Annotated in this window: 12 protein-coding genes and 1 riboswitch; of the genes, 7 read left to right on the top strand and 5 right to left on the bottom strand. The window is 40.2% G+C overall.

The features are described 5' to 3' along the window. Nucleotides 1-213 precede the first annotated feature (213 nt). From iolD to MHB53_RS12115, 5 genes are all read left to right on the top strand, one after another. Nucleotides 214-2136 (top strand): 3D-(3,5/4)-trihydroxycyclohexane-1,2-dione acylhydrolase (decyclizing), encoded by a 1923-nt coding sequence (iolD, locus tag MHB53_RS12135; protein WP_340918593.1) that lies wholly within the window; start codon nucleotides 214-216, stop codon nucleotides 2134-2136. A 14-nt stretch (nucleotides 2137-2150) separates the two neighbouring features. Continuing rightward, the gene (gene iolE, locus MHB53_RS12130; RefSeq protein ID WP_340918591.1) at nucleotides 2151-3047 is read left to right on the top strand and encodes a myo-inosose-2 dehydratase; all 897 of its coding nucleotides are present in this window, start codon (nucleotides 2151-2153) and stop codon (nucleotides 3045-3047) included. Nucleotides 3048-3063: 16 nt separating this feature from the next. Continuing rightward, nucleotides 3064-3918, top strand: a complete 855-nt coding sequence (locus MHB53_RS12125) for a class II fructose-bisphosphate aldolase (RefSeq protein ID WP_340918589.1) — start codon at nucleotides 3064-3066, stop codon at nucleotides 3916-3918. Continuing rightward, on the top strand, nucleotides 3911-4669 hold the full coding sequence (locus MHB53_RS12120) for a 5-deoxy-glucuronate isomerase (protein ID WP_340918587.1): 759 nt from the start codon (nucleotides 3911-3913) through the stop codon (nucleotides 4667-4669). The genes MHB53_RS12125 and MHB53_RS12120 overlap by 8 nt, the downstream gene beginning before the upstream one ends. 503 nt (nucleotides 4670-5172) lie before the next feature. Beyond that, on the top strand, nucleotides 5173-5781 hold the full coding sequence (locus MHB53_RS12115; RefSeq protein ID WP_340918585.1) for a general stress protein: 609 nt from the start codon (nucleotides 5173-5175) through the stop codon (nucleotides 5779-5781). A 310-nt stretch (nucleotides 5782-6091) separates the two neighbouring features. Here MHB53_RS12115 and MHB53_RS12110 read toward each other — a convergent pair whose 3' ends face one another. The 5 genes from MHB53_RS12110 to MHB53_RS12090 form a co-directional block, all read right to left on the bottom strand. After that, nucleotides 6092-6817 carry an energy-coupling factor transporter transmembrane component T family protein gene (locus tag MHB53_RS12110; RefSeq protein WP_340924649.1) on the bottom strand — a complete coding sequence of 242 codons (726 nt, stop codon included), beginning with the start codon at nucleotides 6815-6817 and terminating at the stop codon, nucleotides 6092-6094. Between the two features lie 40 nt (nucleotides 6818-6857). After that, nucleotides 6858-8531 carry an ABC transporter ATP-binding protein gene (locus MHB53_RS12105; protein WP_340918583.1) on the bottom strand — a complete coding sequence of 558 codons (1674 nt, stop codon included), beginning with the start codon at nucleotides 8529-8531 and terminating at the stop codon, nucleotides 6858-6860. Then, complete coding sequence (locus MHB53_RS12100; RefSeq protein WP_340918582.1) at nucleotides 8528-9106, bottom strand: ECF transporter S component; 579 nt, start codon at nucleotides 9104-9106, stop codon at nucleotides 8528-8530. The genes MHB53_RS12105 and MHB53_RS12100 overlap by 4 nt, the downstream gene beginning before the upstream one ends. A gap of 584 nt (nucleotides 9107-9690) precedes the next feature. After that, complete coding sequence (locus tag MHB53_RS12095) at nucleotides 9691-10011, bottom strand: hypothetical protein (RefSeq protein WP_340918580.1); 321 nt, start codon at nucleotides 10009-10011, stop codon at nucleotides 9691-9693. 377 nt (nucleotides 10012-10388) lie between these two features. Beyond that, nucleotides 10389-10985: a YkoF family thiamine/hydroxymethylpyrimidine-binding protein gene (locus tag MHB53_RS12090; RefSeq protein ID WP_340918578.1), complete on the bottom strand. Its 597-nt coding sequence runs from the start codon at nucleotides 10983-10985 to the stop codon at nucleotides 10389-10391. 86 nt (nucleotides 10986-11071) lie between these two features. Beyond that, nucleotides 11072-11183, bottom strand: a riboswitch (TPP riboswitch). 243 nt (nucleotides 11184-11426) lie between these two features. Here MHB53_RS12090 and MHB53_RS12085 point away from each other — a divergent pair. After that, nucleotides 11427-12728: an extracellular solute-binding protein gene (locus MHB53_RS12085; RefSeq protein ID WP_340918576.1), complete on the top strand. Its 1302-nt coding sequence runs from the start codon at nucleotides 11427-11429 to the stop codon at nucleotides 12726-12728. Nucleotides 12729-12792: 64 nt separating this feature from the next. Beyond that, complete coding sequence (locus MHB53_RS12080; RefSeq protein ID WP_340918574.1) at nucleotides 12793-13671, top strand: carbohydrate ABC transporter permease; 879 nt, start codon at nucleotides 12793-12795, stop codon at nucleotides 13669-13671. The last annotated feature ends 6 nt before the right edge of the window (nucleotides 13672-13677 follow it).

Genomic DNA, 13677 nt, shown 5'->3' with positions numbered 1-13677 from the left:
CCAATTCAGCTGGGGTTCAAACCCCAGCTGAATAAAGCTAAGCCTCCGGCGGATGCCTCAGATTTTTTAAGGAATTTATCGAGTAAGCTTGATAAAAATTTGGGCGCAAATACGCCAAGGCGAATTTGATTATATCTATCAAGAATGGATGGAGTGGGTCTGTTGTCTGTGCGGACTCCATTCCTATCTTTAAGCACAGGAGGAGGATATGAAGTGACGAACACAATTCGATTAACCACGGCACAAGCGATTGTGCACTTTTTGAAGAGCCAATATGTTGAATTTGATGGTAGGCAAGAATTATTCGTAAAAGGGATTTTCACAATCTTTGGCCATGGAAATGTAACGGGGATTGGACAAGCGCTTGAAGAAGATTCGGGAGAATTGGCAGTTTATCAAGGGCGCAGTGAACAAGGAATGGCTCATGCAGCGATTGCATTTGCTAAACAAAAGCATCGCAAGCAGATTATTGCTTGTACATCTTCCGTAGGCCCCGGTGCTGCAAATATGGTAACAGCTGCCGGGACAGCAACTGCGAATAATATTCCGATTTTATTACTTCCAGGCGATGTATTCGCCACACGTCAACCTGATCCTGTTTTGCAACAAATTGAACAAACGAATGATCTATCGGTTTCAACAAATGATGCTTTTCGATCAGTAAGTAAATATTGGGATCGAGTCAATCGTCCGGAGCAACTGATGTCGGCAATGCTCAATGCTATGCGTGTATTAACAAATCCAGCTGATACTGGAGCCGTGACCATTTGTTTACCACAGGATGTTCAAGGGGAAGCATGGGACTTTCCACAAAGGTTCTTCGAAAAGCGCGTGCATCGTATTGAACGGCGTGAGCCTTCAAGGGAAAGTGTGCAAGATGCAGTAAATTTGATCAAAGGGAAGAAAAAGCCTTTGCTGATTTGTGGTGGCGGAGTCCGTTATTCAGAAGCTGCTGAATCTTTTATTGCATTTGCAGAAGCGTTTAATATTCCGTTTGGTGAAACACAAGCAGGTAAAAGTGCCGTGGAAAGTAGCCATCCATTGAATCTCGGCGGTATTGGTGTAACAGGAAATTCAGCGGCAAATACGCTAGCAAAAGAAGCAGATCTGATTATTGGTGTTGGTACTCGATTCACTGATTTTACAACTGGATCAAAACAATTATTTGAACATGCTGATATATTAACGATAAATATATCCGAATTTCATGCTGCAAAACTTGATGCCGTAAAAGTCGTTGCGGATGCAAAGGCAGGGCTTGAAGCTATTGCAGATGCGCTCCACGGTTATAAGTCTAATTTTGAAAATGAGATCTTCGATGTAAAAATGGATTGGCAGAATGAACTGGATCGTCTTAATAACATTGCATACGGACCCAATTTCATACCTGAAAATCCCGGGCATTTAGATGATTATTTACCGGAATATAGAGAAGTGTTGGGAACGGAGCTTACACAAACTGGTGTGATTGGAAAAGTGAATGAATTATTGGCTGATGATTCGGTCATCGTCGGGTCATCTGGTAGTTTACCTGGTGATTTGCAAAGGATGTGGTCATCTAAAAAAACGAACACATATCATATGGAATACGGATACTCTTGTATGGGCTATGAGATTGCTGGGGCATTTGGTGCGAAACTCGCAGAACCTGATAAAGAAGTGTATGCAATGGTCGGCGATGGTAGCTTCTTAATGCTTCATACCGAGCTTGTTACTAGTTTGCAAGAAAACCAGAAAATTAACATTATCTTATTTGATAACTCAGGATTTGGTTGTATTAATAATTTACAAATGGAAAATGGTGGTGGCAGTTTTGGTACTGAATTCCGTCATCGCAATCCACAGACTGGGAAATTAGACGGTTCTATTATGAAAATAAATTACGCACAGGTGGCAGCAGGCTACGGTGCAAAAACATATTCGGTTCAAACGATGCAAGAGTTAGAAGATGCAATAGAAGATTCGAAAAAACAGATTGTTACCACATTAATTGATATTAAAGTATTACCGAAAACAATGACACATGGCTATGATTCTTGGTGGCATGTTGGTATTGCGGAAATATCAAAGAAGGACAGTGTTCATCGAGCGTTTGAAGATAAACAAGTAAATCTAGAAAAAGCTCGCGCTTATTAATGGAGGGAATGCCCATGGTCGATGATAAGAAAGTTAAGCTAGCGATTGCACCAATTGGCTGGACGAACGATGATCTTCCCGAACTGGGTGGTGAAATCACTTTTGAACAATGTATAAGTGAAATGGCTTTAGCAGGATTTCAAGGATGTGAAGTAGGGAATAAATATCCACGCGATATCGTAAAGCTTAAAAAAGCACTTTCTCTACGTGGTTTAACTATTGCAAGCGCATGGTTTAGTTCATTTTTAACAACTAAGCCCTTTGAAGAAACAGCAGCAGCTTTTCGCGAGCATCGTGACTTTTTGTTTGAAATGTGTGCGAAAGTCATCGTTGTCTCCGAACAGGGAAAGAGTATTCAAGGAGAAATGTCTACACCACTTTTTGAAAAGAAGCCGATTTTCACAGATGATGAGTGGAAATTACTCGTGGAAGGTCTACATAGACTCGGAGATTTGGCAGCAGAAAAAGGAATGAAAATTGTATACCATCACCATATGGGTACAGGAATCCAGACGACGGAAGAAATAGCTAGATTGATGGAAGAAACGGATAGAGAAAAAGTATCGCTACTCTATGATACAGGTCACCTCGTATTTTCTGGAGAAGATCACCTTAACATCCTAGAAAAATATCAAGATCGCATTCATCATGTTCATTTAAAAGATGTCCGAGGCAATATAGCACAATTAGCACGCGAGCAAAAGTGGAGTTTTTTACATGCGGTTAAAAATGGCGTATTCACAGTTCCAGGAGATGGTGTGATCGATTTTACACCAGTATTTGACGCACTTTCTAAATGTGGATTTGAAGGTTGGTTCGTTGTTGAAGCGGAACAGGATCCGGCCAAGGCAAATCCCTTAGAATATGCATTAAATGCGCGTCAGTACATCCGGGAAACGAGTGGAATGTAAAGGAGGATAGAAAAAGATGCCATTGGTAAAAATGAAAGAACTTTTAGTCGATGCAGAATTAGGGGATTATGCCGTCGGCGCATTTAGTATGGCCAATATGGAAATGATCAAGGCGGCAATTAATGTGGCGGAAGAGCTTCGGTCTCCCCTTATTTTGCAAATTGCGGAAGTACGTCTTAAGCATTCACCACTGCATTTAATTGGGCCTATGATGGTTGCGGCAGCGAAAAAGGCAGCGATACCGGTAGCTGTTCATTTTGATCACGGCTTAACAGAGGCCAAGATTCGAGAAGCATTAGAACTCGGCTTTTCTTCGATTATGTATGATGGTTCACATTACCCGATCGAAAAAAATATAGAAGAAACCAATAGAATAGCCGCATTGGCCGCTGAATACGATGTAACCTTAGAGGCGGAAATTGGTCAGGTTGGTGGGAGTGAAGATGGTTCGGCCGATATAGATATTTTAATAACATCTGTAGAAGATGCGAAACGATTTACAAATGAAACGAATATTGATGCACTAGCAATAGCGATCGGCAATGCACATGGTATGTATAAAGAAAAACCAAATATACGCGTCGACCGTCTCAAAGAAATACATTCCGAAGTAGCAATGCCTCTCGTTTTACATGGTGGTTCTGGGTTAACTGAAGTTGATTTTCGTACATGCATCCACCATGGTATTCGAAAAATCAATGTAGCTACATCGACATTTAATCATGTCGTTCATGCCGTTAATAAGGACGCTCCATTTAGTGATTATTATTCTTATCATGAACGCATTGTTGAGGCTGCAAGCGAAAGTATCAGAAATCATATGCGAATATTTAAAAGTGATGGTCGGCTAAGGAGGAGTTTTGATGTTTGAAAAATTAGGTGAATTAGAACAGGGTTACACATCATTAACAGAAATAAACGGAAAGCATAGAGATATGCTACAGGATATTGGCATCTATACCTTATCAGCAGGTGAATCGGTGACACTGTTTGATAGTGAAAAAGAATCAGCTATCTTGCCACTTGAAGGTTCTGTTAAGATCGAGTGGGATGGAGAGTCAGTGGATGTAATAAGAGGCGATGTGTTTACGGAGGATCCGCACTGTCTCCATGTTCCGGCGGGAATCGACGTGATCATTACAGCACAAGGCAAAAGTGAAGTGCTTATACAAAAGACAATCAATGATAAAAGTTTTGCTGCGAAATTATATAAACCGACGGACTGCCAAAGCATCAATGCGGGCGATGGAGTATGGGACGGCACAGCATTTCGTACGATTCGAACGATATTTGATTATGACAATGCCCCTTATTCAAATATGGTCATAGGTGAGGTTATTTCACATCCGGGTCGATGGTCAAGTTATCCACCACATTATCACGATCAACCAGAAGTATATTATTACAGGTTTGATCAATCACAAGGGTTTGGGTGTGCAATGGTCGGAGAAGATGCCCATCGTGTTGTCCATAACAGCTTTATAACGATTCCAGGTGGACTTGATCATCCACAAGCTACAGCCCCAGGCTATTCAATGTATTTTTGTTGGATGATTCGTCACTTAGACAATAACCCTTGGCAAGAACGTATTATGGTAGAAGAACATAAGTGGTTACTATAATTGATAATATAACATGAAGAATTTTAACAATCACGTATCCAGCTGAAAAATAGGCGAGGAACGTGATTTTGCTTTTCTATTATTGTTTTTGGCTACTGCAGGGGAGTTCATTGTGTACATAGAAGCAAACTGGATGAAAGTAATTATGCTTCCTTCTTTTAAATTCCTATATGAAGCAATTTCATAATAGAGATTTCAGTATTAGAATCCGAACAACGTTGATTTGCGCTCCAGGCGGACGCTTTCCGCGGGGCGGGCAGTGAGCCTCCTCGATCGCTCCGCGCCCTGCGGGGTCTCACCTGTCCCGCTAATCCCGCAGGAGTCGCCGCCTTTCGCTCCAATCAACTAAATTGGAAACTAACAAATTGTTTCCCCTAAACTTAATGTTCGTGTAATTTACTAAAATAGTTATTTATGAAATTGACTCATATATATGTTTTATCAAATTTTTTACGGGTAAGTTATGAGTAATGTCCAGGCAGACCTAAGGAGGAATGATATTCATGGATAAGAAGAAATTTATTGGTACTTTTCCAACTGAAGAAGAAGCCTTTCTTAAAATTCAAGAGTTGAAAATCCAAGGGTATGAAGCTGACGATATATACGCAGTAGCTCAAGGAGAAAAGGAAATTTCGATGTTAAGAGGACAAACAGATGTGGATGTGCAATCCTCAGAAGAAGTAGATGTCGGTTGGCTTGACAAGTTTATAGCCTTTCTGTCTGGTGAAGAACCAGTAAGGGAAGCACTCGAGAAGATGGGCGCATCCGATGCAGAAGTAAAGCGCTATTATCAAGAAATTCAAAATGGAAACATATTACTCTATGTTGATAAAGACTACGGGGTTTTATATGCTAGCGGGGCTAATATTGTCAAACCTGCTGATCCGAATTTAGGACCAAATCCATTAAATCCACCCTTAGATCCTTCAACCCAAGTTAATAATACAGGAAGTGAGTCCTATATGAGTGAAGAAGAGCGCTTAAATGTACAAACCGATACGGATATTAGTCAACAGGCAAGGATTGATAAAGAGCAAAAGGAAAAAGGCGATGAATTGCAAACTGGCGATGATAATCCATATACCAACGCTGATAAAAACAATCGGTTTTAGTTTAAAATGTAAAAACTGAGTAGCGATATGCTGCTCAGTTTTTATTGCAGATTAACGGGCAGTAAAACCCCCACTTCAAGACTTAGAGAAATCGAAGAAGGATAAGTGGGGGATAACTACCCGTAAAGGCCCGATTGATTCAGGCCAACAGGATGTTGGTCACTCAGGCGTAGCCGCAGGACGCGGCGACCTTAGCCTGAGTTCCTTAACCATCAGTGGGGGATGAACAAACCCCCCACTGATGGAAGTTTCACTTTATGTGTCTTTTTATTTTGATCTAACCCTTAGCGTTTGTCGGGGCAATAAGGTGCTACAATATCTCTCCATACCATCTAAATGTTCCAAGTTTCATAGAAATGATGACACAGGCTAAAAATAGAATAACCATTAAACTAAAAAATATCCAGTCTTGTTTTTTTACTTCTGAGCGATAATAATATGTTCGGTCACGTGCACCTGTGAAGCCCTTTGATTCCATTGCAATTGCGGCGCGTTCTGCTTTACGAATGGCACTAGCAAGTAGGGGAATGGCATATCTTTTCAAAGCAAGTAGTTTCCCTTTGATACCTGCTTCGCGATTTGCACCACGTACTTTATGGGCATGTCGGATAATTCTAATTTCCTCTGTCAGTAATGGCAAAAAGCGGTAGCCTGCGAGCAATCCATAGGCAAATTTTGGCGGTAATTTACATTGCTGAACAAGGCTTAAAATAAATTTTATCGGATCGGTCGTCAAAATGAATAACAGTGAAAGTCCTGCAAAACAAAGGACTCGGAATCCGAGAGCCAGTCCAGTGGAAATGCCGTAGTTTGTGATTTTAAATGGACCTGCAGTCCAGTAAACGACAAGATTGATGCCCTCAGGAGGATTGGAAAATACGGCAGTTGTCCATACATACCCAAGAGCGACCAGTAAGAACGGAATAAAAATGAGCAACCATTTACGAATGTTAACTTTTCCGAAGGCAAAAGTAATGACAAGGATGAGCATCCAGAACAGCAAAGGTGTCACGGGATCGAAAACGAAAGATAACATGGATACAAGGATAACGACTGTTAAAGCTTTAATAGTCGGATTAAGTGTATGAAGCTGCAAAAGCCTCACCTCGAATAGTTAATTTTTTCTGTAATGAATAGGCGATCGGAAGTTCAATATGGGCCGCTTCAAGTAGTTGGTCGGACGCTAAAAACAGTAGATGAGGCGTTCCTTGAAACAATACTTCTCCATCAATAATTACGATCACATAATCGGCATAGGAAGATACAAGCTCCATATCATGAGTAATCATTATGGCTGAAAATCCAACTTCCAGGCGTTTATTCACCATTTTCATCAATTCTTCGGTTGTTCTGGCATCTTGACCATATGTCGGTTCATCTAAAATAAGTAGTGGTTGTTCATCCACCATCATTGTCGCAACACTAAGTCGTCTTTTCTGGCCTTGACTTAATGCAAATGGATGTTGATGAGATAAATGTTGCAGTCGACATGCGCCTAAAATATCCTCAACAATTTGTTTTATTTCAGCTTTACTTCTCTTTTGCATTTTTAATGAAAATGCTATTTCTTCGTAGACAGTATCAGCGATGAATTGATGTTCTGGATTTTGAAATACATAGCCGATTGTCTTGCTCATTTCCACGTCAGATAAGTGCCTTAAAGACTTTTCTTTATGTAAAACTTTACCGCTCGTGGGTTTAACTAGTCCAGCTAGCAAGTATGATAAAGTTGATTTCCCTGCACCATTCGGGCCGACAATTGCCGTAAGTGCACCTTCCGGAAGACGTATATTCATATTTTTTATTATGCTTTTTTCACTTTTAGTATAAGTGAGTTCTGTCGTTTCTAGAATAGGGTGTAAAGTGTAAACACTCTTCCTCTGATTGAGTGGAATTTCTATTACAGTGAACTTATAATCTACCAATGTTTCTAATAACTCTTTTTCTGAGAGTGGCACCGCGTTATCTAAACCCAATTGCTCGCTTAGTAAAAGTGTTTTCGGTAACCAAATCCCATGATTCTTTAGATCCCCACGATAATGTTTGAAACACTCTTTTGGTGTTCCTTCAAAAATAACCTCTCCATTTTCAGAGAATACAAGAGATTTATCCATAAATGAAATCCAATGGTCCAATTTATGTTCAATCACAATCAGTGAAAATTGTAGTTCCGCTTGCAGCCTTTTAATTGTTTGCGCAAAATCTTTCGTGGTAATAGGATCAAGCAATGCTGTAGGCTCATCCAAAATGATTAGGTCTGGCTTCATGGCAAGTACACATGCCAAGGCTAGTTTTTGCTTCATCCCACCAGAGAGCGCGGCAATATTCGCTGAAAGATGTTCTTCTAGACCAACAAGCTGTAAAGCCCAGCCGATTCGTTCTGCGATTTTTTCCCGTGGTATTTTTATATTTTCTAAACCAAAGGCGATCTCGTCTTCCACAGTGAGCATACAAAATTGTGCTTCAGGGTCTTGGAACACAACGCCTATATGTTTACTTGCTTCACCAGGAAGATAATCAGCGATGCTTTTTCCGAAAAGTTGTATAGAACCTTCTAGATGTCCATCAATGACGGAAGGATATAAACCGTTTAAACATAAGGTGAGCGAACTTTTTCCTGAACCACTAGGCCCAAGTAGCATCATCGATTCTCCCTTTTTTAATGAAAAAGAAAGGTTGCGTAATACTGGTGCTTCTGTTTCATCGTAAGAGAATGAAAGATTTTTGACTGTTAGCATTTCGCTTGTCATGCTGTTTTCTTCCGTTTCAATTCCTTACCAAGTGCCATGCCATTGAGGACACCTGTTTTACCTAATGTATCACTAATATATTTTCCAAGCAGTCCAGCCATCAATGCACCTGATAGTAAGCGGATGGTGAACATCCAGAAAACGTAGGTTGGGGATAATGCGGCAAAACCCGATATATAATAGGCCCAAACGAAACTGAAAACTGATGACCCCATCCCAGCTGCCATTAGCACCCAAACGGAGTAACGTTTCCATCCAGTAGCCGCGAATACCACCTCAGCTCCAAGTCCCTGGATCATGCCGGCTAAAATTAACCGTGGACCATTCACGTTTCCGATCAACACTTCAACAAAAGCCGCAATTGTTTCCGCTAAAAAAGCAGCCCCTGGTTTGCGGATAATATAAGCGGCAATAATTGAGACGATAAACCATATGCCAAAGATAGGTTCATATCCAATTGGCCCCATTAAGCCCACAAAGACATTACCAACTTGGAAAAATAGTAAATAGACGATCGCAAACACAACAGACAAGGCTGACATCACAACGATTTCGCGAAGATTCCACTTGAACATTTTTTTATTCCTCCTATGATTCTAATAGACTCTCGGCATTCACCAAGCCGGATGGTACAAGATTTTCTTGTGCCACTTTTTCATGTCTCCTCCTAATTTTTATAGGGGGATAGTACAGTTTTTATTGGTGAAATTACCCATTATGTATAAGATAAATAAACTACATACAACGTGTCCGCCTGCCACCGTTGAATTCCGTTCCAGGCGGACGCGTTCCGGGGGGCGTGCGGTGAGCCTCCTCAGTCGCTACGCGCCTTGCGGGGTCTCACCTGTCACCCCCCAGGAGTCGCCGCCTTCCACTCCAACCAACTGAGATATTATTTTGCTCATGGTAGGGCGACTGTTTATACCTTGTTCTCAAATCTTTTCCTTTTCATACGATTTCCGTTTTATACAAAGAAATTTTGTTGCTATTTCTGTCGAAAACCCTTGACTTTTTGGAAACATCACAGTAATCGCCGGTGAAAGGATTTATTTCCTTACTAAGTAAAGATGGTTGTTTCCGTTGGAGTACTTTTCCCGTGAACTGTCCCACCTTAAGTCGATATCAGACTGGGAATACTTGCGCGAGTGGTTACATTTAGTTAGTCCTTGGGCACTGCAATAGCTAAGAGAAGCAGAAGGTAGGAACGAATCATTGAAGCCGGGTCTCGAGGCTCAGGGCCTCTATTCGAATAAGAACTTTGGAGCCACGGCGTAAGATACGATAGGTCTGTAATCCATAGCTTGTAAATAATAGGCCAATCATTATTTACAATGGTGAGCACATTTTCAGAATAATGGTCCAAGACGAAGTTTTGATAATCTTCATGTGGAACAACAGTAGGTTTCAACTCCAACACCTCAATCACAGCTTTACATGATATCCACCAGCGACAGTCGATATGATTTACCGTTGTATCCAAGACTTCAACCTGCTTCCCAGCATGATTCTGTCAGCATTGTTGCCAGCGCTATTGAATTTTCGCAACGTACTACCTTGGGCATAATTGGCAACAATGTTTTTAAAAACAGCCTTTTTAAAAAATAAATATGTGACGCTTCTTTTGAAAAAATTTTGAAAACGAATACCAAATATTCAATAAAGCTTAATTCCCAGTAGTTTTTTGGAAATTCGGCAGATTTACGCCTCGAAATTCCGAGAGTCTATTCTATTCACATTTACCCTGGTCTTTCTTTAGGGTTGATGATATTCACTCTAAGCGAAGCGTAAGTGGGAGTTACCAATCAGGTAAGGTAAGAGTCCCCACCTGATTTCCCCGACAGCTTTGCTTAAACGAGTTCACTTGTTTTTTCTTGATGGACTATTACCCGAAATATTGACGGTCATTGTGACGTGACTTACTTGCTCTTGGGTAAAACGCAACGCTTGTTCAAGCGTTGCAAATACATCATGAGCATCACCGTCGAGCCGACTTGCATAGTGGACCCCGCCTGTTAATGTGCCTTTTTCTTTTGCAATCCCACAAACATCAGCAATAATTTGCATATAGTTCTCATTATTCAACGGGTAAAGCGCGAATTGGGTTGGTGCTTCGATATGAAGGTCGGCAACAATAGGTTCATTATTGCGGAAATTGTCTTCGGACATATATGTATCCCCATCAGAATCACCAGGGCAGCCGATGGAAAAGGTTCCATTTAATACAATGTGCTTACCCGTTTTTGCTGCATGAATGTATACGGCTTTTCCCACGTCAAAAACATGCTCCATTTTCCCACGAATGCATGTGCTAATATCGTCGGTTTTCATCCACACTTTTGATGTATCTACATCCTTCAAAGTAGTTTTGATAATCTCAACGAACTGATCGCTCATCGGGTAAAGAGAAAACCTTAAACCTACAATTCTACTAGTACCGCAAACTGAATGTGTCATAAAAAATCCTCCTTGAATCTATTTTTTTTACAATAAAAAAACTGCATCTATGGGAAGATGCAGCAGTATACGGAAAATTAAGCGTCCGTAAAACAGCTACACTTCCCCACGCTGGTATTATCCAGATCGGGTAAATAAGGGATTTGAACGCTCTTCCACGTCCTTATCTCAGCCATTTCGGCACCCCTAGTGCAACAGATCATATGCAGTTAATTAATGTTGAACGAACAGTATCGCTTGCGCCTTTTTGTTCGTTCGCCAACATCATATCTGATTATTCGGAAGAAGTAAAGACTATATTTTTTGTCGAAGGATAAGAAGTATGCTTGTCGAAAGTGAAATTTTAGGATGCTATCTTAAAATTTTAGGATTACTGCAAATAGGGATAGCGCTTACAATTAGATTGTTAAGTAATCAGAATTATTAGGGGGTAGAAATTAGTTGAATAAATTTAAAAGACATAGTTTATTTGCTCTGTTGCTTGCAATGATCTTAGTTATCGCAGCTTGTTCTGGTAAAGAGAAAGATAGTAGTTCCAAGGGAAAAGTGGATGGTGACAAAGTGGAGTTGACACTTTGGAATATTTGGACTGAACCATCTCCTCAAAACACTGCCAACTTGGAACAAATCGAGAAGTTTATGGATGAAAATCCTGACATTGTAATTAAGCAACAAAGTATCCCTCATGACCAATTCAAGGTGAAAGTAAAAACACAGGCAGCAGGAAAGCAACTTCCGGATTTAGTGCAAGTGTTTCCCGGAGCAGAACTAAAGCCATTAGTTAGTGGCGAATTGATCCAGCCAATTGATGATATTATGAGTCACTGGAAAGATTTAATTCCAGAAGGACAGCTTGGAGATTATCAAGTTGATGGGAAACAATATGCAATACCTGCGAACGTTACACCGACAAGCCTTGTATATTATGACAAAGATATGCTGGCTAAAGCAGGATACGATGAATTCCCCACAACATACGCTGAATTTAAAAAGTTAATTAACAAATTTAACGAACAAAAAATTATTCCAATTGCACTTGGGAACAAAGCCCAATGGTTATTACAGTCCTCGTACATTAGTACGATTGGCGACCGCTTAACTGGCGATGATTTTCTGACGGCTGTTTTAGATACTGGTGAAAAGAAATTTACGGATAAGAAGTTTATTGAAGCATTAGGTATCATTAATGAACTGTCTGATTTGAAAGCTTTTAACGAGGACTTTAACTCTATAGATAACAACCAACATAGAGACCTGTTTATGTTAGGTGATGCGGCAATGATGATTGACGGAGCGTGGTCACTTGGGCCGGTATTGGAAGGCGCACCTGACAAAAACATTGGCATGGCATTATTTCCTGAAGTACCAGGGGGGTTAGGGGATCCGAAAGCCGTTTCAGCAGTTACAGGAACAGGGATAGCTTTGAATAATGAACTTGAAGGGGAAAAGTTAGAAGCAGCACAGAAATTCCTGAAAAGTTTTTATTCGGAGGATTACTTTAATAACTTAATGAAAGCTGACATTTTAGTTGTAGCAGATATTGAAGCACCCGCAGAAGTCAGTGAATTGGCGAAAGAAGTATCGAAATTAACATCTGAAAAAATTGTACCTGTTTACGACGCATCGCTACCAACCGAAATTACCGATATTCTTAATTCAGGATTACAGGAAATGACAATAGGAACATTGACTCCTGAACAATTAGCTGAAAAGCTGCAGCAGGCAGTTGATAAACAAAAGTAAAAAGACTGGTAGGAAATCAAGATAGATTTACGCTTGATTTCCTCCCTTTTTTAGGAGGGAAATTATGCATTTATTAAGCCGAAGTAAGTGGCCAGCAATTATTGGATTAGCGCCAGCAGTGCTTATTTACGTTGTTTTTGCTATTGTTCCTATCATTATTTCATTCTATTATTCGGTCATGGAATGGGATGGGTTCACAGAGATGAAATTTATTGGTCTAGCAAACTTTAAGGAAGCGCTTCATGATCCAATCTTTTGGCAATCATTAAAAAATAATATGTTTGTTGTTGGTGCATCCGTCTTTGGGCAGATACCGATTGCTCTTGGCCTTGCGCTGCTTTTAAATAGAAAATTAAAAGGTGGAAAAATTTTCAGAACACTTGGTTTCATGCCTGTTGTTATTTCTACTGTCATCATCTCTTTAGTTTGGGGCATGATGTATAACTCAAGAATGGGATTATTCAACCAATTACTAACTTCAATAGGCTTGGAAAGTTGGACGCAAAATTGGCTTGGTGACCCTAAATGGGCAATGATATCTGTTTGTATAACAATTATTTGGCAATTCGTTGGTCTATACTTAATCATCTTTTTGGCAGGCCTGCAAAATATACCTCAAGAGATTTATGAAGCTGCAGAAATAGATGGGGCAACTGGCTGGAATAAAACACTTTTTATTACGCTTCCGATGATGAAAGATATTATTACAATTGCTGTTATTTTGTGTATTAGTGGAAGCCTGCGCACATTTGACCTTATTTATGTCATGACATCTGGAGGTCCAGGACATTCTACCGAAGTACTAGCAATGTATATGTTTGATCAAACATTTTCGTCAACTAGATATGGTTATGGAAGTGCCTTATCCTTATTTATCTTTTTCTTTAGCTTAGCATTGGTATATCTAACTACTCTGATACTTCAAAGGAAATCGTCGAAATAAGGAAAG

Source organism: Bacillus sp. FSL K6-3431, assembly GCF_038002605.1.
Taxonomy (GTDB): Bacteria; Bacillota; Bacilli; order Bacillales; family Bacillaceae_C; genus Lederbergia.
Note: the sequence above shows the minus strand (reverse complement) of the source record. Positions and strands in the feature narration are given on the sequence as shown.

Bases quoted from the DNA above. Each gene is read 5' to 3' on its own strand.
- iolE (WP_340918591.1), top strand. From the start codon at position 2,151: ATGGTCGATGATAAGAAAGTTAAGCTAGCGATTGCACCAATTGGCTGG.
- MHB53_RS12125 (WP_340918589.1), top strand. From the start codon at position 3,064: ATGCCATTGGTAAAAATGAAAGAACTTTTAGTCGATGCAGAATTAGGG.
- MHB53_RS12120 (WP_340918587.1), top strand. From the start codon at position 3,911: ATGTTTGAAAAATTAGGTGAATTAGAACAGGGTTACACATCATTAACA.
- MHB53_RS12115 (WP_340918585.1), top strand. From the start codon at position 5,173: ATGGATAAGAAGAAATTTATTGGTACTTTTCCAACTGAAGAAGAAGCC.
- MHB53_RS12110 (WP_340924649.1), bottom strand. From the start codon at position 6,817: ATGTTATCTTTCGTTTTCGATCCCGTGACACCTTTGCTGTTCTGGATG.
- MHB53_RS12105 (WP_340918583.1), bottom strand. From the start codon at position 8,531: ATGACAAGCGAAATGCTAACAGTCAAAAATCTTTCATTCTCTTACGAT.
- MHB53_RS12100 (WP_340918582.1), bottom strand. From the start codon at position 9,106: ATGTTCAAGTGGAATCTTCGCGAAATCGTTGTGATGTCAGCCTTGTCT.
- MHB53_RS12090 (WP_340918578.1), bottom strand. From the start codon at position 10,985: ATGACACATTCAGTTTGCGGTACTAGTAGAATTGTAGGTTTAAGGTTT.
- MHB53_RS12080 (WP_340918574.1), top strand. From the start codon at position 12,793: ATGCATTTATTAAGCCGAAGTAAGTGGCCAGCAATTATTGGATTAGCG.